17 protein-coding genes are annotated in these 22,991 nt (G+C 33.3%); 8 read left to right on the forward strand and 9 right to left on the reverse strand.

The features are described from left to right. The first annotated feature begins 23 nt into the window (after window positions 1–23). Window positions 24–719, forward strand: coding sequence for a helix-turn-helix transcriptional regulator (locus tag GYM75_RS06945; RefSeq protein WP_220215248.1), 696 nt, complete (start codon window positions 24–26; stop codon window positions 717–719). Window positions 720–1,356: 637 nt separating this feature from the next. Here GYM75_RS06945 and GYM75_RS06950 read toward each other — a convergent pair. Both GYM75_RS06950 and GYM75_RS06955 read right to left on the reverse strand, forming a co-directional pair. Continuing rightward, window positions 1,357–2,937, reverse strand: a complete 1,581-nt coding sequence (locus tag GYM75_RS06950) for a hypothetical protein (RefSeq protein WP_220215249.1) — start codon at window positions 2,935–2,937, stop codon at window positions 1,357–1,359. Window positions 2,938–3,520: 583 nt separating this feature from the next. After that, entirely contained in the window at window positions 3,521–5,491 is a 1,971-nt protein-coding gene (locus GYM75_RS06955) for a TonB-dependent receptor domain-containing protein (RefSeq protein ID WP_220215250.1), read from the reverse strand. Between the two features lie 187 nt (window positions 5,492–5,678). Between GYM75_RS06955 and GYM75_RS06960 the strand changes: the two genes are divergently transcribed. The 4 genes from GYM75_RS06960 to GYM75_RS06975 all read left to right on the forward strand — a co-directional run bounded on the left by GYM75_RS06960 (window position 5,679) and on the right by GYM75_RS06975 (window position 11,612). Beyond that, window positions 5,679–6,602, forward strand: a complete 924-nt coding sequence (locus GYM75_RS06960; protein WP_220215251.1) for an ABC transporter substrate-binding protein — start codon at window positions 5,679–5,681, stop codon at window positions 6,600–6,602. 387 nt (window positions 6,603–6,989) lie between these two features. Next, window positions 6,990–8,306 (forward strand): 30S ribosomal protein S12 methylthiotransferase RimO, encoded by a 1,317-nt coding sequence (gene rimO / locus GYM75_RS06965; protein ID WP_220215252.1) that lies wholly within the window; start codon window positions 6,990–6,992, stop codon window positions 8,304–8,306. Between the two features lie 9 nt (window positions 8,307–8,315). Next, a complete protein-coding gene (locus tag GYM75_RS06970; RefSeq protein ID WP_220215253.1) occupies window positions 8,316–9,704 on the forward strand; it encodes an MATE family efflux transporter in 1,389 nt (462 codons plus the stop codon). A gap of 318 nt (window positions 9,705–10,022) precedes the next feature. Next, window positions 10,023–11,612, forward strand: a complete 1,590-nt coding sequence (locus tag GYM75_RS06975) for a phosphoethanolamine transferase (RefSeq protein ID WP_220215254.1) — start codon at window positions 10,023–10,025, stop codon at window positions 11,610–11,612. Between the two features lie 59 nt (window positions 11,613–11,671). Here the strand turns inward: GYM75_RS06975 and tkt are convergent, their stop codons facing one another. The 5 genes from tkt to GYM75_RS07000 form a co-directional block, all read right to left on the reverse strand. Further along, the gene (gene tkt / locus GYM75_RS06980) at window positions 11,672–13,678 is read right to left on the reverse strand and encodes a transketolase (protein WP_220215255.1); all 2,007 of its coding nucleotides are present in this window, start codon (window positions 13,676–13,678) and stop codon (window positions 11,672–11,674) included. Window positions 13,679–13,788: 110 nt separating this feature from the next. Further along, window positions 13,789–14,739 carry a transaldolase gene (tal, locus tag GYM75_RS06985; RefSeq protein ID WP_220215256.1) on the reverse strand — a complete coding sequence of 317 codons (951 nt, stop codon included), beginning with the start codon at window positions 14,737–14,739 and terminating at the stop codon, window positions 13,789–13,791. A 354-nt stretch (window positions 14,740–15,093) separates the two neighbouring features. Then, complete coding sequence (locus tag GYM75_RS12430; protein ID WP_370632093.1) at window positions 15,094–15,330, reverse strand: FeoC-like transcriptional regulator; 237 nt, start codon at window positions 15,328–15,330, stop codon at window positions 15,094–15,096. Window positions 15,331–15,395: 65 nt separating this feature from the next. After that, complete coding sequence (gene feoB / locus GYM75_RS06995) at window positions 15,396–17,717, reverse strand: Fe(2+) transporter permease subunit FeoB (RefSeq protein WP_220215258.1); 2,322 nt, start codon at window positions 17,715–17,717, stop codon at window positions 15,396–15,398. Further along, window positions 17,714–17,956 (reverse strand): FeoA family protein, encoded by a 243-nt coding sequence (locus GYM75_RS07000; protein WP_220215259.1) that lies wholly within the window; start codon window positions 17,954–17,956, stop codon window positions 17,714–17,716. The genes feoB and GYM75_RS07000 overlap by 4 nt, the downstream gene beginning before the upstream one ends. 371 nt (window positions 17,957–18,327) lie before the next feature. Between GYM75_RS07000 and GYM75_RS07005 the strand changes: the two genes are divergently transcribed. From GYM75_RS07005 to GYM75_RS07015, 3 genes are all read left to right on the forward strand, one after another. After that, on the forward strand, window positions 18,328–18,684 hold the full coding sequence (locus GYM75_RS07005; RefSeq protein WP_220215260.1) for an ArsC family reductase: 357 nt from the start codon (window positions 18,328–18,330) through the stop codon (window positions 18,682–18,684). A 13-nt stretch (window positions 18,685–18,697) separates the two neighbouring features. Further along, entirely contained in the window at window positions 18,698–19,834 is a 1,137-nt protein-coding gene (gene dapE, locus GYM75_RS07010) for a succinyl-diaminopimelate desuccinylase (protein WP_220215261.1), read from the forward strand. A 125-nt stretch (window positions 19,835–19,959) separates the two neighbouring features. Continuing rightward, entirely contained in the window at window positions 19,960–20,151 is a 192-nt protein-coding gene (locus GYM75_RS07015; RefSeq protein WP_220215262.1) for a YpfN family protein, read from the forward strand. Window positions 20,152–20,175: 24 nt separating this feature from the next. On the opposite strand, the gene cysZ is transcribed toward GYM75_RS07015, so the two are convergent. Continuing rightward, entirely contained in the window at window positions 20,176–20,970 is a 795-nt protein-coding gene (gene cysZ, locus GYM75_RS07020) for a sulfate transporter CysZ (protein ID WP_370632168.1), read from the reverse strand. Window positions 20,971–21,026: 56 nt separating this feature from the next. Further along, the gene (locus GYM75_RS07025; protein ID WP_220215264.1) at window positions 21,027–22,991 is read right to left on the reverse strand and encodes a GNAT family N-acetyltransferase; all 1,965 of its coding nucleotides are present in this window, start codon (window positions 22,989–22,991) and stop codon (window positions 21,027–21,029) included.

Genomic DNA, 22,991 nt, shown 5'->3' on the forward strand with positions numbered 1-22,991 from the left:
CTCTATCAAGATGAGATAAAATTATGACTACATTTACAGATAGATTAAATTTAGCATTGAAAAATTCTGGTTTGTCACAGCATCAATTAGCTGAAAAAGTGAAAATTAGCCAACCAGCTATTCAAAAACTTCTTTCAGGGAAATCGAGTACATCTAGAAAAATTGTCGAAATAGCTAGTGCATTAAATGTCGACTTATTATGGCTAACTAAAGGAATTGGTTCAGCTACAAATAATAAAAGTAAATCAAATGCATCAATGCTCGGTGCTATTGATGAATGGGACCAGCAAACACCTCTTGATGATGATGAAGTTGAATTGCCTTTTTATAAAGATGTTCGACTTGCAGCTGGTAATGGATTTGCAGATGATATAGAAGATTACAATGGATATAAATTAAGATTATCACGCTCAACAATGCGTAAATATGGTATTGATAAAGATTGTGCTGTCTGTTTAACTGTTTATGGAGATAGTATGGAACCTGTCTTTAGAGACGGTTCTACAGTAGGTATAAATCAAGCAGATAAAAATATCCGAGATGGAAAAATATATGCAATCAATCATGACGGATTGTTAAGAATAAAAATACTCGAAAAATTACCGGGTAATCATGTTAAAATTCGTAGTTATAATCCCGAATACAGTGACGAAGTTGTATCTCAAGATGAAATAACCGTGTTAGGAAGAGTTTGGTGGCAATCATCGATATTAGATTAACACATTTAATAGTAATTATTACCGCTACGGCGGTTTTTTTATAACTTTTATTATTAATATTTTTTTACAACTAATACAAAGTTAGCTCACCAATATATTTACAATAAATTAAGTTATTCCTAAGTGATTAATATTGAGTAAATTAATAAAGTTAAGAATGAATAACGGTTTTAATGGGACTTTCGAATAACATTTCAATATAAACCATAATACAAGATATCTGTCATTTTCAAATCACAGGTAAAACCAATATCTTTATCAATTTATGAACGTTATAAAATTAATATTACAATTTTGAATTATTAAATAATATCCATATAATTGGATTAAAATTTCAACTATATAATTAGATAACTTACTTACAAATTGAAACAATATGAATTAAACAATGCAAAATGCAATAAATTGTTTGAAGAAATAGATCATCGCTATTGTTATAGAATGAAACTAATCAATGCAAATTTAGATAACAAAATGAGAGTTTATGTTTATATAAAGCTAAATAATTTAAAATATAAGCGTTATCATTATTAAATTAATCTTAATGATAACGCTTGTATGTTTATAGATTAGATGAATTTACTAGCATTAATGGTAAGTAAAACAAACTTTTTATACGATAGACTAATAGTTGTTCTTAGTAATGAACGCCGCATAATGCTCTTTTCGGTTCATCATTACCCCAAGCGCTAGGAAATGAAATCATTCCATCATGGCTTGAAACAACAATTCCTTCTGTAATTTTTTCTTTATTTTCATTAGTTATAGTATGTGTTTCGTTTGTGTAATACCAACCAAACAGCCACTTAGTTTTCGGATAAGATACTGGAATACTATTATATTTTTGTGATAATAATCTTCCCCATTCACCAAAAACACCTTTACCAATACCACGAGTCATAATATTATATAAACGTCCCTTCATGCCATCTAAGTTTTTAGTCGAATACTCTGAAGCATTGTTTAAATCTTGACGACTTAATAATTGCATGCCACCACTACACTGTGTTTTGGCATCAGCATAACTTTTCGTTGATGTTATTTGTGGCTCAACCCAAAGCCCCAAGGTAAAAGTATAGTCATAATGGATATTTTTATCTGATTTTAAAGTAGCAGTGATTTTCGCTGTTTTAAATTTACTGTTAAACGTTACAATACCATTACTATCAACGGTTACAGAACTGTTATTACTGGTATAATTATAATCTTGTTGTAAACCACCCATGACTAACTGAAATTGTGCACCAGAAAAACCTGTTGTTGGAAAAGGAACTTTAGAAACGGTTGGTTTTACTTTATACCCCTGATTTATTACATAATCTTGAGTGTGTCCTCCTCCTACATAAGGATTAGGTTTGTCTTTGGATATTCCATTCAAGCCCATACCGGTTAGGTTCCAACTAGCATCATTTTCCTGCAAATCATTTTTTACAGAACGCCATTGAGTAGTCGGATCTGTCAAAATTCCATTTGGTTTTGCAAAGCAAGTATTAGCAACAGCTATTTGGTAGGTTTTAGTAATAGTTTTTTTGCCAGCAGACTCAGTTTGAATAAAATTAACCGGATCGCTTTCTTTAGGATTCCCGAATTGCGTATGCACTTTAATATTTGATGCCGTAATTTGCAATTTTAATGGCATTTTATATTTATTATGACTACATGCAATATCTTTAAGATCTGCATCATCAACCTTTTTATTATTACTATCTAGCCAAACGTAATTTAATGTATTTGTAACAGGTGTATTAGCATCAAAAGGATCCCCATTCTTATCAAAATATTCACCATTCACATCATCAATTGCGTTTCTAGGAGTAAAATAACTTTTTATGACAAAATCTTTAAGATTTGTAGTATGATCAAAGTATTTTGTATCTGCACTTTTTATATTACCTAATTTTTCACTGTAATCCACTCCTTTATAATTAAAACCGAGTTTATCAACTATAGATTCAGATGCAAAAAATAAAGGTTTATCTCCTTGAATCGAATTGATAGTTGCTGTTGAAAGTGCAGCATTAGCAAAGTTAATACTACCTAAAATAAACATAGCAGATAGAAAACTAAACCTTGCTATTTTCTTTTTATTTTTTAATACAGATAAACTTTTTAAATAATTCCAATTTGAAGTTGGAATTAAATCTAAACTCAGATTATGTTGAGAATCTAGTTTTACTTCGCTTAAAAATTGCGATTTTGTTTTTTTATATTGTTTCATATCGTTTTCTTAATTAATAAAATAAAAAATCAATCATTACTCAATTTGGATTGATTTCATAAACCTTCACTAGTTAGAACATACTTATGAATCTAGAGGTATGCTCATGGCGCGCATTATCGATCGGATTTATCGATCTATCAATATATGATTAATTTAAAATCACTATCAAAACAATGTATAAATAACTAAATCTAATTTTTTCAAGGTTAAATTTTTAATCATTGACAGTTTATTTTTTAGCAACAAGAATTAGAATAACCAGTTGATTAATAATGTTTTTTATTTTTTATTTGGGGTTTTAGTCTAAAACCAGATTTTGGCAATAATAAGTTTAACCTATTAAAATTATAGGTTAATTTAGCAACAACTTATCAGTGGTTAAATTCAACAGAGATTGATGAAAAAACACCCGCTTATATAATTAATATGATTCAATTTAGAGGGATGTTTTTTGCAATTTTAAAAGGCTTTTGTAAGATTTAATATGAGATATATTTTATAAAAAATAATAGGTTATTTACTTGATGTGACATTCTCATCAAGCAATTTAAAAATACTATTACTTGATGAGAAATAACGTTTAAAAATTAATTTCAGTTCCCATGAAATAACGTCTACCATCTAATGTTTTACCATAATCATCATTGGTGACTTTTTTATCAAATAAATTATAAATACCCGCATAAATTTTTGCCTGTTTGTGTATTTGATAAGATGCACCGAAATCCCAGAAAGTATAACTCGGATATTCCGTTTTTTTGCCATTACGATTTACCGATGTTTCTATTCCAGAATAAACTACTTTAGCCCATAAATCCCATTGTTGAGTAACATTCCAATCTAATTGAGTATTAAATTTTTGTTTAGGGGTTCGATTTAAAGGCTTACCTTTATTGTTTCCACTCTTCTGTTCTGTTTTGGTCCAAGAGTAATTAGCGGATAAAAGTAATTCACTGAATAGAGGTGTTTTAAACGATATTTCAAGACCTTTAATATCAGCTTTATCTACATTTTCCCATTTCTGTATCAAATCATAATATCCTTGACCAGATAGATAACATTTTTTCTTGTTGGTTTTATCATCACATATGTTATAACTTTGAATTTTATTTTTATATTTTGTGTAAAATAGTGTTGCAGTGGTATCTAATCCATAACTATTACTATAGCCTAAGCCAATTTCAAAATTTTGACTTTTTTCTGGTTTTAAATCTGGATTACCTATTATAATTCCATCTCTTGCGTAACCACCTGTTCCCTGTCCCCAATCAGATACGACCTGACGCAATTTTGGTGTTGCAAAACCTGTTGAATACCCCCCTTTCAGAGTAAAATTATCATCAATATCCCAAACACTGTAAATTCTTGGATTCCAGTTATCGCCATAATTTTCATCTCGGTTATAACGTAACCCGAATGTTAAATTTAGATTATCTAAAAGTTGCAATTCATCTTCACTAAATAAAGCATAATTCCAACGTTCAATTTTAGTGATACTATTTTTAAGTTTATTACCATGATCAAGTAACTGCTGATAACTATATTTACCACCAATGGTTAGCATATTGATACCAAAGGGAACAGTAGCTCTTGTATCCACATCAGTGTTACGGATTTTCATTTTTCTATTTTTATTATTGTTTCCTTCAAAGGCAACAAAAGAAGTAGTTGAAACATCTCCAAACAAGCCATTATGAGTTAACGCAAATGAATTATGGTGATTGTCACGCGCAAATTTACCCTGCCTATTCGTTCTAGTTTTACCGGCAGTAGCCTCACTGTTTTGTAAAGCGCGCCCAAAATCCAGATCAAACTTTTGAGAATCAGAAGCATTGACTGATATCTTACCATTTATACTACGTAATTTTTGTGCAGCATGACCATTTAAGAACTTATCTTCATGACGATCAGAATATTGACCATATAACTGAATTCCCAGAATATTTTCTATAAGTGGTCCCATTGTTGAAAAACTACTGGTAAAGGTATTTTTTTCCTCAGAACGATAAGGAATAATAGATTCTAAGCGTAGGCTTGAGTTCCAATTATCTGATACTTTTTTAGTAATAACATTGATTACTCCCCCCATTGCATCAGAACCATATAATGATGACATTGGTCCTCTGACCACTTCAATACGTTCTATTGCGGTTAAAGGTGGAAGCCAACCTTGTTCAAAACCAGAATTATCACTATTTGGCCTTGTTTCACGTGTACTCACCTTTTTTCCATCAACTAAAATCATTGTATATTTTGAATCCATACCACGAATACTAATATCGGTGGAATCTCCACCGCCAGTAATCGTGACTCCTGGTATATCCTTTAATGCATCTGTCACATCTCGATAAGGTTTATTACTAATTTCTTCTGAGGTAATAACCGAAATGGTTGCAGGGGCTTCTTTTATTTGTTGAGCAAAACCTGAAGCGGTAACAACCATTGTGTCTGTATTAGCAGAATTATTAGCTATAGCGTGAGTTGATAAAGACAATAATAGACAGGAATTAATAACATGCGCGGAGAATTTTAAATTTTTTTTCATATTCATTGATATAACCCTATTATTTATATTGATATTTTGCGATTTGATGCGACTGATGATCAATATACCATATGAGAATGATTATCGATAGCTTTTTGAGAATGATTGCTAATATTAAAATTATATAGCTTTAAATAAGATTTAACTATAAAATAAGAATAATTATCATTTACATTAAGGTGAGGAAATGAACATGGTTAGAAATAAAAAAATACTTTTAATTATGATAACATCAGCAATATTAGGCTTAGCTGGATGCCAATCAAAAACGACAATAACAACGGATAATCAAACTATCGTTATACCTAAATATCTCCACAAAATAGTTGTAATGAACTATGGGGCTCTCGATACTTTAGATGCTTTAGGTAAAGGTTCATTAGTAGCAGCCACCCCTCAATCAATTATCCCGTCATATTTAGAACAATATAAAAATAATCATGTCATCGATACCGGTAATATGAAAGAACCCAATATAGAACTAATCAAACAAACTCATCCTGATCTTATTATTATTGATGGACGTCAAGCAAATAAAAAAGATGAGTTGTCAAAAATTGCCCCAGTGCTTAATTTAAGTGTTGATAGCAAACATTATTTTGAATCAACAAAAAATCATATCAATTTGTTAGCGAGCATTACCGGAACCGAAAACACAGCAACTCAACTCATTGCTTCGCTCAATAACAAAATTAACCAAGCTCAAATAATAACCTCAGCAAGCCCTAAAAAGGCCATTGTCGCTATTCACAACAATGGAAAAATGATTCTTATTAATAATAGTTCAAGTGCTTCGCTTATCCATGATGTATTAAAAGTCAAAAGAGCGGTACCACTTTTAGCTAACCAGCCAGCTACAAATGGAGAACGACCAGCACCTACTTTTGTTGACGATAAATATATTAAAACCGTTAAGCCAGATATTATTTTTGTCATTGATCGAAGTCATGCTATTGGTCAACAAGCCATAAAAGCGGACTATTTCGATGCAAAAGTTCTCAATAAAAGTAAAACAACCGTTATATATTTGACACCTGATCTATGGTACTTATCTGGTGGTGGTGCAGAAAGCTTAGAGCGTCAAGTGACCGAAGTGATGAATGCTTTTAATAATTAACATGTTGTTTAAATTGATTCATACAGCCCAGTACAAAGGCTGTATGAGTTAGCATCTAACGTATTTTTAATACTAAGTCACCTTCTTAAAATAAAGTTAAGTCACAAAAGTTGGAATAATCAAGTTGATCTATCAAATTATGTTCGTTTGATTGTATTAAAATATTGTCAGTTCAAGCGATAATTCTACCTAATAAACATTATTAACATTATCATTCAAATCCCATTTTCTGTTAATTAAGAATGTGAAAATCAGTGTATTTACAATGCTTAAATGTGTTAAAATGGCAATATTTTGAATTAACAACAACTAATTAATCGATAAAATTTATTTTATTATCAATTTAATACCCCATAAATATTAAACACTATTACAAATACTATGAATATGTCATCCCCTACTATTGGATTTGTGAGCCTTGGTTGTCCTAAAAATTTGGTTGACTCAGAGCGAATTTTAACTGAATTAAGAACGCAAGGTTATCAGGTGGTACCAAGCTACGAAAATGCAGATTTAGTCATCGTCAATACATGCGGTTTTATTGATAGTGCCGTACAAGAATCGTTAGAAGCCATTGGTGAAGCTTTAAATGAGAATGGCAAGGTCATTGTGACAGGCTGTTTAGGTGCAAAAGAAGATCAAATACGCAATGTACATCCTAAAGTACTCGAAATATCGGGACCTCACAGCTACGAGGCAGTACTCACTCATGTCAATAAATATGCCCCTAAACCCGCATATAATCCCTTTACCAGTTTAGTACCACAGCAAGGTGTGAAATTAACGCCTAAGCATTATGCGTATTTAAAAATATCGGAAGGTTGTAATCACAACTGTACATTTTGCATTATTCCATCACTTCGTGGCGAAATGGTTAGCCGACCAATTGGTAATGTACTTGATGAAGCAAAGCGATTAGCTGATAGTGGCGTTAAAGAGTTACTCGTTATTGCTCAAGATACCTCAGCATATGGTATCGATATTAAAAATCGTACCAACTTTTGGAATGGAATGCCATTAAAAACTGATATCCAAACGTTATGCGAACAATTAGCAACGTTAGGCATTTGGGTAAGGCTCCATTACATGTATCCTTATCCAAGTGTTGATAATTTGATCCCGTTAATGGCAGAGGGGAAAATCTTACCGTATCTGGATGTACCACTTCAACATGCCAGCCCTTCGGTTTTAAAATCAATGAAACGACCAGGCACCATTGATAAAACACTTGAACGAATTTATAAATGGCGAGAAATCTGTCCGGATATTACTTTACGTTCAACATTTATTGTCGGTTATCCAGGGGAAACAGAACAAGATTTCGATTTATTACTCGATTTTCTAAGCAAAGCCAAGCTTGATCGTGTGGGATGTTTTCCCTATAGCCCGATCGAAGGTGCGGCAGCCAATCAGCTCGCGAATCAACTTCCGGAAGAAGTTAAGCAAGAACGTTTTCATCGTTTTATGCAATTACAACAAACAATTTCAACCGAAAAATTACAAAATAAAATTGGCAAAACCTTGTCTGTTATTATTGATGAAGTGGATGAAGAAGGCGCTATCGGACGCAGCATGGCCGATGCACCTGAAATAGATGGTGTTGTCTATTTAAATGAAGAAAAAAGTGTTCACGTTGGTGATATTGTTCAAGTTGAGATTGAACATTCCGATGAATATGATTTATGGGGAACTGTAAAACAGTAAACAATTCCAATGAAACAACATTATCGAAACGAAATCAAAAAACTTATTGCTCTTTCAGTTCCCGTACTGATAGCACAAATCTCGCAAACAGCCATAACCTTCGTCGATACTATTATGGCTGGTAACTATAGTAAAACGGCGTTATCTGGGGTTGCCATTGCAGTCTCAATTTGGTTACCAACCATATTATTTGGACAAGGTTTATTAAGCGTTTTAACGCCAATTATTTCCAATTTAAATGGTGCAGCTAAACGTCATCAAGTTGCTGATCACACTCGACAAGGTGTGGTTATTGCGTTGTTGTTATCAGTGATAATGATGTTGATTTTATACCACTCGGATAAACTGATTAGTTTAAGAAGTTCAGTCGAACATCCTATCGATCCGGAAATGGTTGAAGTTGCCGTATCTTTTTTACGAGCCATAATGTGGGGTGTTCCTGCTTTCTTATTGTTTTTAGTTTACCGCAATCAGTGTGAAGGTTTATCCAATACAAAACCGGCCATGGTAATTATCTTTATTGCATTACTTGCCAACATTCCCATTAATTATGTTTTAATTTATGGAAAATTAGGTTTACCTGCTTTCGGTGGAGTTGGATGTGGCATTACCGCAGCAATTATATTTTGGCTAATGTTTTTTTTAAAACGTCTGTATACATTAACCACTACCAGTCAACGTGATATTCGAAAAACCCCAATCACAAAACTTATTGATTGGGCAATTATAAAAAAGGTTGTTCTATTAGGGACTCCTCTTGCATTGGCTTACTTTTTTGAAATGAGTTTATTTGCTGTCATAGCATTACTGATCGCCCCATTAGGTCAAATTACGGTGGCAGCACATCAAATTATCTTTACTATCAGCAGTTTAACATTTGCAATTCCGCTTTCACTTGGAGTTGCAACCAGTATTCGTGTTGGTTATTTGTTGGGACAAAAAGAACTATCTCTAGCCAAACATACCGCATATATGAGTTTAGCTATTTCTCTGACAATTGCGATAATTGTTGCGTTAATTCTAGTTGTTTTTCGAACACCAATCATTACGTTATTTACTCAAGAAGTCGCCGTTATTACGATTTGTATGCATCTCATTATTTTATTAGCTATCTATCAGGCTTCTGATTATTTGCAAGTTGTAGCCAGCAATGTACTTCGTGGTTATAAAGACACGCAAAGCATCTTCTTTATTACTTTGCTTTCTTATTGGGTAGTAGGATTACCTGTGGGTTATATTTTAGGTTTGACAGATCTAATTATGGAGCCAATTGGTGCTGCTGGTTTTTGGATTGGCATTATTTTAGGACTGGCAGTCGCCGCCATTTTATTAATTGTCAGAATGATATACATCCAAAAACAGCCTGACGTAACAATATTAACACGAGCATCAAAGTAAAATAATGCTGCAAATCTAAAACAAATTTTTTATTCATTCTGAAATTCAACACTAATCAAATAATTGATCAGTGTTGATTTACAATAAACCAAAAATTATTTATCAATAACATAAATTTAAACTCCACTGAAGAATAATCTTCAATTTCGTTATACAACTAACGCAGCCTCCCAAAAATTAAGAAATTGTTAAAATTTATTTCTGTAATTCTTATAAATACTACATTTAAAAGAAATGATAATATCAATTGATTAAAAATCAATTAACTATATAATTACCTACTTTGTAAATAATTCATTAAAGTGTATTGATTTTGTAATGACCTCTAAAAAAAATTTATTTTCTCATATAATCTGTTTTGCTCTTGCTGTAGTGTTAGTGTATTTATTAGGATATCCCCAAAGGAGAGATCGAATATTACTTACCTATTTTTCGCTAATTTTTTTAGCTAGATTTCCTTTTTTTAGGATTTTTTTTGGTATTTCGTTCGTCATTGCTGCATTTTATGCACCAATTGCTTACTACTATGGTCCACCTAATGTGGCTGTTATAAGCGCTTTATTTGAAACCGATATTGACGAAATAAAGGAATTTTTTTCGCAATTGCCTATTTATTTCTTTCTAATAACTTTTTTACTGGTATCTGTATTTATTCTTATTTTTATAAAAATGCCATTTCCTCATGTTAAAAATCGCTTATTAATTATTTTTGCATTGTTATTATTATGTTACAAACCTACAAAATCTGTAATTAAATCGATTCCTAGTGAAACCAATCATTCTATGGTTGAATTAGCCTTAAATAAGGTTAAATATCCTTTTTTTGAGTTCTATAAGGCACTATATGCCAGTGGAAAAATTTATTTTACTGAGAAACAAGCACAGCTTGAACAAATACAGAAACAAAACACCATACCTATTATATCGGTGAAACCTAGTCACAAAAATTACATTATTATTATTGGTGAAAGTGTTCGCAAAGATTATATGAATGCATACGGATTTAATTATGACAATACGCCTTTTGCCAGTCAGAATGCTAATATAGTATGGGATGGCTTAATTTCACCGGCATCCAACACTCAATCATCTGTGCCTCATTTAATAAGCCAATCTATTTTTTCAGACAATAAAACTGTTAATGCTCAGTTAAATAATAATATCGTCAGTATTGCAAATGAAGCAGGATTTGAAACCTATTGGCTTTCTAATCAAGGCAAATTAGGAGAAATTGAGATTACCGTACCTCGCATTGCGGCCTATGCAAAGTCAAGTTTTTACACAAAAAAAGGCGAATACAATGGTAAATCTTCACATGGTAAATTTGATACGTTACTATTGCCTGAATTAGATAGAATTTTGTCAGATAAACATCCTAAACCAAGACTAATTGTCATGCATCTTATGGGTTCTCATTCAAAGTTCTGTCGTAGATTAGAATATGATATCCAATTTGAACTAAACCATGAAAATATTTCATGCTATGTCAGTAGTATAAAAGAAACAGATGATTTGATTAAATCAACGATTGATATACTAAAAAAATACAATGAAGATTATTCTGTCGTTTATTTTGCAGATCATGGTCTTGCGCATTTCAATCAACATCAAGATCTAAGACACAATTGGGAATATCAAAATAGTTACGAAGTACCCTTTATTTTCTTTGATTCAAAAAGTATATCACAACAAAAAATACAGAAAAAAATTTCAGGCTTTCAGTTCGTTTACTTATTAAGTAAATGGATGGGGATTACTTTAGATGTTTCACATGACTACATGCAAAATGAGCTTATTGATATTCCTCATCAAACTAAAATCAAAGTAAAAGATTGGAAAAATGAACTGTATCCATATGAAAAATTAAAGAACGATCCAAATCCGTATTCGAATGAATCAAAAAAATGATCTATTTAAACAACGCCATTACACTAAAGTAATGGCGCTTTACTCATGGTAATGACCAATTATTTTAATAAGTCATTTGCTTTCGCAATAATATTTTCAACCGTAAAACCAAATTTTTCAAATAATTGTTCTGCCGGGCCGGACTCACCAAAACTTGTCATACCCACAATTTTACCATTTAGCCCCACGTATTTATACCAATAATCACTAATACCAGCTTCAATCGCAATGCGAGCAGTGACCGAAGACGGTAATACCGACTCTTTATAAGCACAGTCTTGTTTATCAAACGCATCAGTTGATGGCATTGAAACAACCCGTACTTTTTTCCCTGCTGCCGTTAATTGATGATAGGTTTCAACCGCTAACTCAACTTCGGAACCCGTCGCAATTAAGATCAACTCTGGCGTTCCTGCACAATCATTTAAAATATAACCGCCACGATAAACATTCGCTAATTGTTCAGCTGTTCGTGGTTGTTGTTTAAGATTCTGCCTTGAGAAGATCAATGCTGTTGGACCATCTTTACGTTCTATAGCATATTGCCATGCAATAGCTGATTCAACTTGGTCACATGGGCGCCACGTACTGACATTTGGTGTTACCCGTAAACTTGCCATTTGTTCAACGGGTTGGTGTGTTGGTCCGTCTTCACCTAATCCGATTGAGTCATGGGTATAGACAAACAGTGAACGAATCTTCATTAAGGCAGCCATGCGTACCGCATTTCGTGCATACTCCATAAACATTAAGAATGTTGCCCCATAAGGAATAAAGCCGCCATGAAGTGCAATACCATTCATAATGGCAGACATCCCAAATTCACGTACACCATAGTGAATATAGTTACCATCTGGATTGGCTAAAATTTCTTTTGAGCCTGACCACATTGTTAAGTTACTTGGAGCTAAGTCAGCCGAGCCACCTAAAAACTCAGATAATACCGGAGCAAAAGCTTCAATTGCATTTTGTGATGCTTTACGCGTCGCTATCGTTGCTGGATTTGCTTGCAATTTATTGACAAAATCGGTAGCCACTTGTTGCCAATTTTCAGGTAAATCTCCCTGCATTCGTCGTTTAAATTCGCTTGCAAGTTCTGGATATACTTTGGCATAAGCTTCAAAGCGAGTATTCCACTCATCTTCAATTTGTTTGCCTTTGGTTTTCGCATCCCACGCTTCATAATAAGCTTTCGGAATGTCAAACGGTGGGTAGTTCCAACCAAGTGCTTGACGGGTTGCTTCAATTTCAGCATCTCCCAGTGGTGCACCATGACTGTCATGACTGCCCGCTTTATTTGGTGATCCAAAACCTATTACTGTTTTACACATCAGTAATGAAGGTTTATCGGTCACAGCTTGCGCTTGTTCAATCGCTTGAGCAATAGCCTTTGCATCATGACCGTCAATACTACGAATTACATGCCATCCATAAGCTTCAAAGCGTTTCGCAGTATCATCAGTAAACCAACCTTCTATTTCTCCATCGATTGAAATACCATTTTCATCATAAAATGCAACGAGTTTTCCTAATTTTAGTGTTCCAGCCAATGAGCAAGCTTCGTGTGAAATCCCTTCCATCATACAACCATCACCCATGAATACATAGGTAAAATGGTCAACTATATTATGACCTGGTTTATTAAATTGTGCAGATAAAGTTCTTTCTGCAATTGCCATACCAACTGCATTAGCAATACCTTGTCCTAAAGGTCCGGTTGTGGTTTCAACGCCCGGAACATGACCATATTCTGGATGCCCTGCTGTGATTGAATGCAACTGACGGAAATTTTTTAAGTCATCAATGCTAACTTTATAGCCAGTAAGATGTAATAAACTATAAATCAACATTGAAGCATGACCATTTGATAATACAAAACGGTCTCGATCTGCCCAATTTGGATTGTTCGGGTTATGTTTTAAAAATCCACGCCAAAGTACTTCAGCCATATCAGCCATACCCATAGGTGCACCCGGATGACCTGATTTTGCTTTTTGTACACCATCCATGCTTAATGCCCTTATCGCATTCGCAAGTTCGCGGTGAGATAGCGTCGTTGCATTCATGTTTTAATCTCCAAAATATATTTTAAGTTATTCGATATTCATTTTTCTGTTTTTTAAAACAGATTAATATTATTAAAAAATTAAAGGGGAATATTGATTCCCCTCTATCACTATAGAAGTGCTGCGATCATCTCTTCTAATTTTCCCTGATCCACTGCAAAGGCACGAATCCCTTCAGCTAGTTTTTCTACTGCCATGGCATCACTATTGTGTTGCCATCTAAATTCAGATTCGGTAATCGGTGCAGGTCTTTCTATGACGGTTTGATTAGGATTAAGTTTTTGCACTACTGGAGCGCTTGATTGTTGCATTTCAGCCAATAAATTTGGCGCAATCGTTAATCGGTCACAACCGGCTAATGCTAAAATTTGCTCAACTTTACGGAAGCTTGCCCCCATGACGATTGTTTTATAACCATGTTGTTTATAATAGTTGTAAATATTACGTACTGATACCACTCCTGGATCTTGATCGGCAATATAAGGGTCAATCGGTTTTTTAGCTTGATACCAATCATAAATACGACCAACAAAAGGCGAGATAAGAAAGACATTCGCTTCTGCACAAGCACGTGCCTGAGCAAATGAAAAGAGTAACGTCAAATTACAATTAATGCCTTCTTTTTCGAGAACTTCAGCAGCTTTTATCCCTTCCCATGTGGATGCGATTTTAATCAAAATTCGTGATTTATCGATACCTTTTTGTTGATAAAGTTCTATAATTCGGCGGGCTTTTTCGATACAAGCTTGTGTATCAAAAGATAAACGGGCATCCACTTCAGTCGAAATACGTCCCGGCACCGTTTTTAAAATTTCAGCACCGATATTAACCGCAACTTGGTCACAAGCATTAATTAATTGTTGTTCTTTGCTACCCCCTAATTTTTTTGCTGTCTCAACAGCAGAATCAATCAGATAACGATATTGTGGAAGTTGAGCAGCTTTTAAGACCAGAGAAGGGTTGGTAGTGGCATCTTCAGGAGAAAACTGCTTAATGGAATCGATATCACCTGTATCGGCAACAACGGCGGTTAATTTTTTAAATTCATCTAATTGACTCATAAACTTCTATATCCTCTACAGCTTCAATTTTCTAAAAGATTATAATAGCATTTATCTAGTGATAAAACGACTTAACAAGTCGTTGTTTTAACGTTTTTACAAATTAAACAATAACCTACCTAAGATAGCAAAAAGCAAAAAATTTCAAACATTTGTTATTTTTAATACTGTTGATTGATATCTTTTATCGGAGTGATATTTTTACAATATAAATTAATTTTTTAATGTGACATAAGTCACGAAATTAACTTTATCAAACTGAAAAACATATTGTTAAAAAATAACCTATCAATTTTTATGATCCATTATCAACGAACTTGCTAATAATTAAAAAAATTAAAATAAAAAAATTTTCTAAATCCATGCATAAATAGTTTTGCTGTTAAAATTGCAATTTGAACAATCATCACATTTCTTTGACTGACAAAAATATGGCTGTTCAATAGTGATTATTTTGATCACCTTTTTCTTTACCCAAAAACTTAGTATTGGAAAAACAGCACTTTCAGGTAACCTAAAATGGCGTGCTATATCTTGCAATTCCACACGCCCTTTTAATTGTACATAATCACGAATCGAGGTCATTAACATTTTTTATATTAAACTTATAGGTTTTACCTAATTTTTTATCAATTAAATTAAATAACACAAGTAAATTAATCACAACAAGATGATTTTATAGAATTTTTACGATTGGACATGTTATTTTTATTGAATGAGTAATTCCCTAATTTACGCAGGATAACCATCATCAATGTTATCAATAGTCCACACCCCATCAACCAATAACTTGCAGTATGTGAATAGGCAAGTTGTGTAAATTGATAATAGATTGTCGCCACCAACCAAGCAATTGTAAAAGTCCATACTGCAACAAAAATCATCCAACGCCACCCTGCTTCGCGATAAATTGTCCCTAATACTGCTGTACATGGCGTATAAAGTAAGATGAATATTAAATAAGCTATTACGGCTGACGAAGACGTAAATGATGTCTTAATTTTAGAAATAGCTGTGGAATTAATTGCTAAATCAGTTTTTAAAGTATCGATATCATCATTTAATGAAGACAATCCAAGCGGATCGGTAATCGTTTCAGACAGAGCGAGTAAATTATCAGGAATAGTGGCAAAAGCTGATTTAATGTCTTCAATCCAATCAAATTGTTCATTGTCTTGCGATTGATTATCCATAGAATAAAGTGAATTTAAAGTTGCAATAATAGACTCTTTAGCAAAAATGCCCGTAAAAACGCCAACTGTAGCAGGCCAATTTTCATTATCGATCCCCATGGGCTGAAAAACAGGTGTAACTTTTTGGCTTATGACTGATAATACCGATTGATTGGTATTTTCATGTCCAAAGGTATTATCTGTTCCCCAAGAGTTGAGTAAACTTAAAATCGTCACCATAATTACAATCGCTTTTCCGGCTTTAAATATAAAACTTTTCAAGCGTTGCCAAGTTAAGCGTAAAATGCTACGAAGGGTTGGAATTCGATAAACTGGCATCTCCATAATAAAGGGGGTCAACTCACCTTTTAATAACGTGTTTTTTAAAATCATTCCTGATATAACTGCGACACCAATACCAAGCAGATATAACATAAATACAACCAAAGAAGCATGAAGCGGAAAAAATACGACTGCAAATAACGCATAAACCGGTAATCTTGCCCCACAAGACATAAAAGGAATCATGCAGATAGCCATTAACCGATCACGGGGACTTTCTAATGTTCGAGTTCCCATTATCGCAGGCACACCACAGCCAAATCCCATCAACATAGGCACGAAAGCTTTACCCGGTAAACCAATACAACGTAAAACCCGATCAACGACCATTGCTGCACGAGCTAAATAACCTGAATCTTCTAAAAAAGATAAAGCCAAAAACATTGCAGCAATGACAGGAATAAACGTTGAAACAGTTTGAATCCCATTACCTATACCGTCTGATAATATGACACGAGCCCAATCTGGCGCATGAATAAATTCTAATAAACGTGCTGTTCCATTGACAAAAATTGTGCCGAAAAATTTTTCAAAAAAGTCAACAAATACTGAACCAAAATTGATAGCGACCATAAACATGGCATACATCACAATTAAAAAAAACGGAATGCCAGTAAAGCGCCCTAACGTAATTTTATCGATCTTTTCAGATATATGGGTACTCAATTCACGAGGTTTATCAATAACCATTTTACACACTTGATCAATCGTATCATATCTAGCACTTGCTAGCGCAACATCAATTTCGTTATCACACCATGCCGAAAGGAGTTGTCGACAAATTTCAAGTTTTTCTAATTCAAGTGAATTAAAATGATCTGTGTTGTGTCCTAATAAGGCTTCAATTAGCTGCCAGCGATTAAGTTGATGAACAATACTTTCTTTTGGCAATTCATAAAGATAACGTGTCAAAAGTCTTTGCTGAGATTGCCCTAACGTATCTATTGAAGGATAAGCTTTTTGCTTGTTGACAAGCCTGTTTTCAATTTCTTGATAAAATAAATTAATACCTAATTTTTTGGTTGATGAAATAGGCACAACTGGGCAACCCAGTAAAGCAGATAATTTTGGGTAATCGATATTTTCGCCCATATTCTTGACTGTATCAATCATGTTAAGTACAACAATCATCGGAACTTGCAAATCAATCAACTGAAATGTTAGATAAAGACTTCGTTGTAAATTACTAGCATCAATTACATTAATAATGACATTATTTTTTTCTGTCAGAACAAATTCGCGCGTTATCCATTCATCTTGCGACATTGAAACCGCATCAGATTCAATCGAGTAAGTCCCCGGTAGATCAACGACTTCATATTGGTGATTTTGATAAGAAAATAAACCTAATTTTTGTTCAACAGTCACACCAGGCCAATTACCGACTCGCTGTTTTGATCCAGTCAGTAAATTAAATAGTGTTGTTTTGCCACAATTTGGATTTCCAACCAGTGCTATTTTCACTCATTTATCTCCATTACTTCAATGGTAGCCGCTTCACGACGCCTTAAACAAAGAAGAAAACCACGTATTTTAATCTCAAGTGGATCTCCCAAAGGTGCCACTCGGACAATCGTAATTTTACAGCCTGGTGTTAATCCCATAGCCAGTAACTTTCTACGAAAAGGTAAGGATTCAGGTAATAGACGAGAGATAACCGCCTCATTTCCTAAAGAGAGGTGATTTAATGTTGATACTGACATTAATGTTCCTGTGAATTATGCAAGCACGTTTTATTCCGTTTATTTTAAAAAAAAATTTAATATAAAAATAGTTTTAAAATGAGAATAATTCGCAATATTAATATTTAATATTTAAAAAAATAGAAAAGTTACATTAAAAAATGAAATTTATGCAAAAAATAGGGGTTAATATGTTTTTTTCAAGTGTTTTGTTATGAAAAACAAAAAATCTGAGTGAACCGTTCATTTAGCTTCAAATAGTTAAATTAAAGCGCTTAATCTTCTGATTATTCATTTAATTAAAACTTAGATTATCTTCATATTCAAAATTAGAGATTCAGTAAGACAACTGATATAATTTGTCTTTATACTTCGCTTAAGGAATAAGAATTATGTTAACCATATATGGTATTAAAAACTGCAGTACAATGAAAAAAGCGTTCACATGGCTTGATGACAATAAAATCAAGCATCAATTTCATAATTATAAATTGGATGGACTTTCAGCTGAACAATTACAGACTATTTTGAAATTAGTTGATTGGCAAAGCCTACTCAATACACGAGGTACAACCTGGCGTAAACTGGATGAGTCAGTACGTGCTAAAATTGACAATGAGCAAGCTGCTATGAAACTGATGTTGGACAATCCTTCAATTATAAAACGACCGCTACTAATTAAGGGTAAACATGTATTACTAGGATTTTCAGAAGAAAGTTATTCGCAATTTTTTAAACAACAACAATAAGACCGAGATAATTATGACAGAGCCTGTTATTGAACTAACCAAAGCATTGATTGCTGAAAAATCGATAAGTCCTGATGATAAAGATTGTCAAAATATACTTATTAAACGTTTGACATCACTAAATTTTATTATTGAAGAATTCAATATTAGTCGTACTAAAAATTTTTGGGCTTATCATGGTGATCCTTCCGAAACAACACTTATGTTCGCTGGTCATACCGATGTGGTGCCTGCTGGCGATGAAAGCCAATGGCTGTATCCCCCATTTGAGGCAACCATTGATACTCATGGTGTACTTTATGGTCGTGGAGCATCGGATATGAAAAGTGGTGTTGCGGCAATGGTCTGTGCCGCAGAGGATTTTGTTAAAGCAAATCCAAACCATCGTGGTCGTATTGCGTTTTTAATTACCTCTGATGAAGAAGCTGATGCAACCGATGGAACGGTAAAAGTCGTTAATCATCTTCTTGAACGTCAAGAACGTGTAGACTATTGTATTGTAGGAGAGCCTTCTTGTGACAAGATATTGGGGGATCAAATTAAAAATGGTCGTCGCGGTTCATTGACCGCAAATTTAATTATCCATGGTGTGCAAGGTCATGTCGCCTACCCTCATCTAGTTGACAATCCTGTTCATCGGTTTGCCCCTGCTTTGGCTGAACTTGTTGATAGTGTTTGGGATAATGGCAATCAATATTTTCCCCAAACCTCCATGCAAATTGCAAACATTCAAGCTGGCACAGGTGCTGAAAACGTTGTGCCCGGTGACCTATCAGTGCAGTTCAATTTTCGATACAGCAGTGAACTCACTGACGAATTAATTAAAACCCGTGTTGAGCAACTTTTACAAAAGCATAAATTAAATTATACGTTAAATTGGCGTTTATCAGGTCATCCTTTTTTAACGCCACAAGGTGAATTGACTCAAGCTGCAGCAAGTGCGATAAAAGAGTACACAAATATTGATACAAAATTATCAACAAGTGGGGGAACATCAGATGGACGTTTCATTGCAAAAATGGGCTGTCAGATTATCGAGTTTGGAGTATTAAATAAAACAATCCATAAAGTTAACGAAAATGTGAATTGTCAGGATATCATTACGCTAAAAAGAATTTACCAAAGAATTTTGGAAAAATTGCTGGTTTAATATAGTCAATTAAATTGTGAGCGATTTAATAAATCAATTTGAGCACAACAGAATAACTATTCAATACTGCTTATAACATTTAGCTATATTAACTTCACTAACATTCATTTATTAAAGGTAAAAAAATGGAATGGTTAAAAGATTATTGGTGGATAATTTTAATATTTCTTGCAGGTGTTTTTATCAATACCATTAAAGCACTCAATAAACTTAACTTTAAATCTTATATTGATAAAAAAGGAATTAAACCGATACCTTATGATGACGAGGATAATAATAAAATCAAGAGAGTAGAGGATAAAAATAAAAGTGATTAATCTAAAAATTAATCACTATTTTCTTTATCGGATATTGTTAATATCACTTTTAAATAAAGCTTGATGACGATAACGATCAACCCACATCGCAGTTGAGCCACAAACGGCAATTGGCATAATAATTAGATTTAGTAGTGGCACCATTGTGAAAAAACTAACTAAAATACCATAGACAAGATTATCAACTCTATCCTGCTTAAGTAATTCACGCATACGATGAAAAGTAATTTTATGATTATCGAAAGGATAATCAGCGTATTGAATATTAATTTGCCAAGCAGTGAATAAAAACCAAATTACTGGTGTCACTGTTTGACCTATAACAGGAATAAAATAAGTTAAAAATATCGGTATAGACCATAATACATAATTGACTAATTTTTGGATTTCTCGACTCAATATTCTGGGTAGATCTTTAATCAAGCTAAACCAAGATGTATCAGAAGCAGGAATACCTGTTAATTCAGCTTCAACCTGTTCAGCAAGCAAACCATTAAAAGGCGCAGCAATAAAATTAGCCACCGTACTAAAAAAATAACAGAATAGTATGACTAGTATCAAAATCACCATAAAGCTGATTATATAGCCAAGCCAGTGAAGCCAGCTCGGTACTAAAGAAAGCCCCCAATCAACCATACCTGTAATTGCTGAGAAAAACCAATAAAACAGCGCAGACATAATGACAATATTAGCCAATAAAGGCAAAAAAACATAATGTCTTATTTTAGGGCTAAATGCGATTGACCACCCAAATAGAAAATATTCAAAACCTGATTTAGGTCGATCTTTACCGTTATTAAAATTATGATGGAATCTTATTCTATCTACATTATTATTCACTTTTTTTCCTTTTATAAGTTGATAATGTCCAACTCTTAATCTAACTTATTACTTTGATAATTGGATGTCTCAATTTGGTTAGTATGATGTAACCATTGATTAACTTCTTGCTTAATTGAACTAATCAGTGCCTTACGCCCATTTAATCGAAATTGCTCAATCACTAAAAATTCATTTTTTTTATTTGTTATTAACGCTTTTAAAATGGGTAACCTTAATTGATTATTTGAATGGTCATTATATTGACTCATTCGACAAAGTGAAGCATAAGTTGCTTCAAAGGGGCGATGGTAATAGCAAAATCCTTGTAAATCATCAATATCTTGATCCGATAAAAACTGAGCATCATCCTTGAGCAACATCGTCTCAAATGGTAAATCGATAAAATCTTTAATCCAGAAAATATCTCGTCTCAATTTTTTATTTAATTTATTAGCCATTTCAAAAGCATTTTGGCTAATTGGCTTTATTGCCATTATAGAATAAGTTCCACTACTGGTTTCACGACGACTACCAATATGTACTAACAAAAATCCTAAGCTTTTCCAAAATTCATATGTGATATTACTATAGGCAAAGCTGACTGATAAAAAATCAATGCCATTTATCACAGCTTCTTTGAAAACCTTGTTGATTAATTGTTTTGCAATTTTTTGTCGTCTATATGATTCAAACACAGCAATTCGATTAATACGTACTGATTTTAATTTTGCTGCCGATCTCTCGCCTGCATGCGCAACTAAAGATTGTGCAACCATGTTACCTCTGGGACGTCGAATACCCTTCCAAACGTCATCAATTAATCTGTCTGATAAATCCCCTTCATTTACAGTAACGGCAGCAGCAATTAATTTATTTTCGATTCTAGCACCCCAAACATCCAAATTATGTGCATCCAAAATTCGTCTTAAATCAATTAATGTTGTTTGATAATGGGCTATTTTAAGTAAATAAAAAATTTCTTTTAAAGTTTTAAGGTCATGACGTGCAATCATTGAATAGTCTACTAATTGGTGATTAAGGGGCTGACTACATGACTTAAAACTAGTTCCATCAAGCAATAGGTGATGAGTAAAATACTCAAGTTGATCGTTATTACACCAGCGAATTGGTTTTTTCAGATAAAAATAGTCAACATTATATTTATGCAATAATTTTATGATAAAACCTTGCCCTGTTCCTTCGTAACCCTCCAGCGTCGTGACTAATAAAATTCGAATATCTTTTGAAGTTGCAAGTTGAATTAATTTATTCAACATCGGTAATGGAATCATTGCAGCTTCATCTATAATTAAGTATTGAAAAGTATCATGAAAGCCTTTTTCAATTAGTTCATCGGGCGATAAAAAAAGCGTATTTTGATTAGCAAATTTGTAAAATGTAGTCAGCGCTTTTTTATTAGGTGCCGTTACCACACAGTGATAAAATTGACTAAACTGACCGGCTAAGGCTGATTTACCTCGACCACGTTGGGCTGTTAATACATGTATTGGTTTTCGACTTGCGAGTAGTTGTTGCAATACGTTTTTTTGATCCTCGTGATGATCATTTACATTATGCAGACAAGGGAATTCGTCATTTTTAGATAGACTTGCTAATTCCAAAGTTTGTTTTAAATGTTTAACAAAATTAGGTACTTTGATTGGTTCAGGATTTTCATTCCATCGTAAGCTATCCAAATCTTGCCACGTTTCAATGTTTTTAGGTAATAATAAAATCAGAACGCTTCCCTTTACTAAGGTTCCGGCTAACATAGCAAATGCTTCAAGATTAAATCCTTGTGTCGCATCAAAAATTGCATGTAGAAATTCTTGTCCTAAAAGAGTTTTAGCTTTCGAAGGGGAAATAAAATTAGTAATATATTCCTGTAAAATGGTTTGGTCAGTTATTGTTAGCCAATCCCCTTGATGTTGTTTTATAGTATTACGTAGTTGTTCTATTAATTCATTCAGATTCCCATTAAACACCCAAATATTTCTAGAACTATCAGTATTTGTCAT

It is taken from the genome of Gilliamella sp. ESL0441, assembly GCF_019469185.1.
Classification (GTDB): domain Bacteria; phylum Pseudomonadota; class Gammaproteobacteria; order Enterobacterales; family Orbaceae; genus Gilliamella.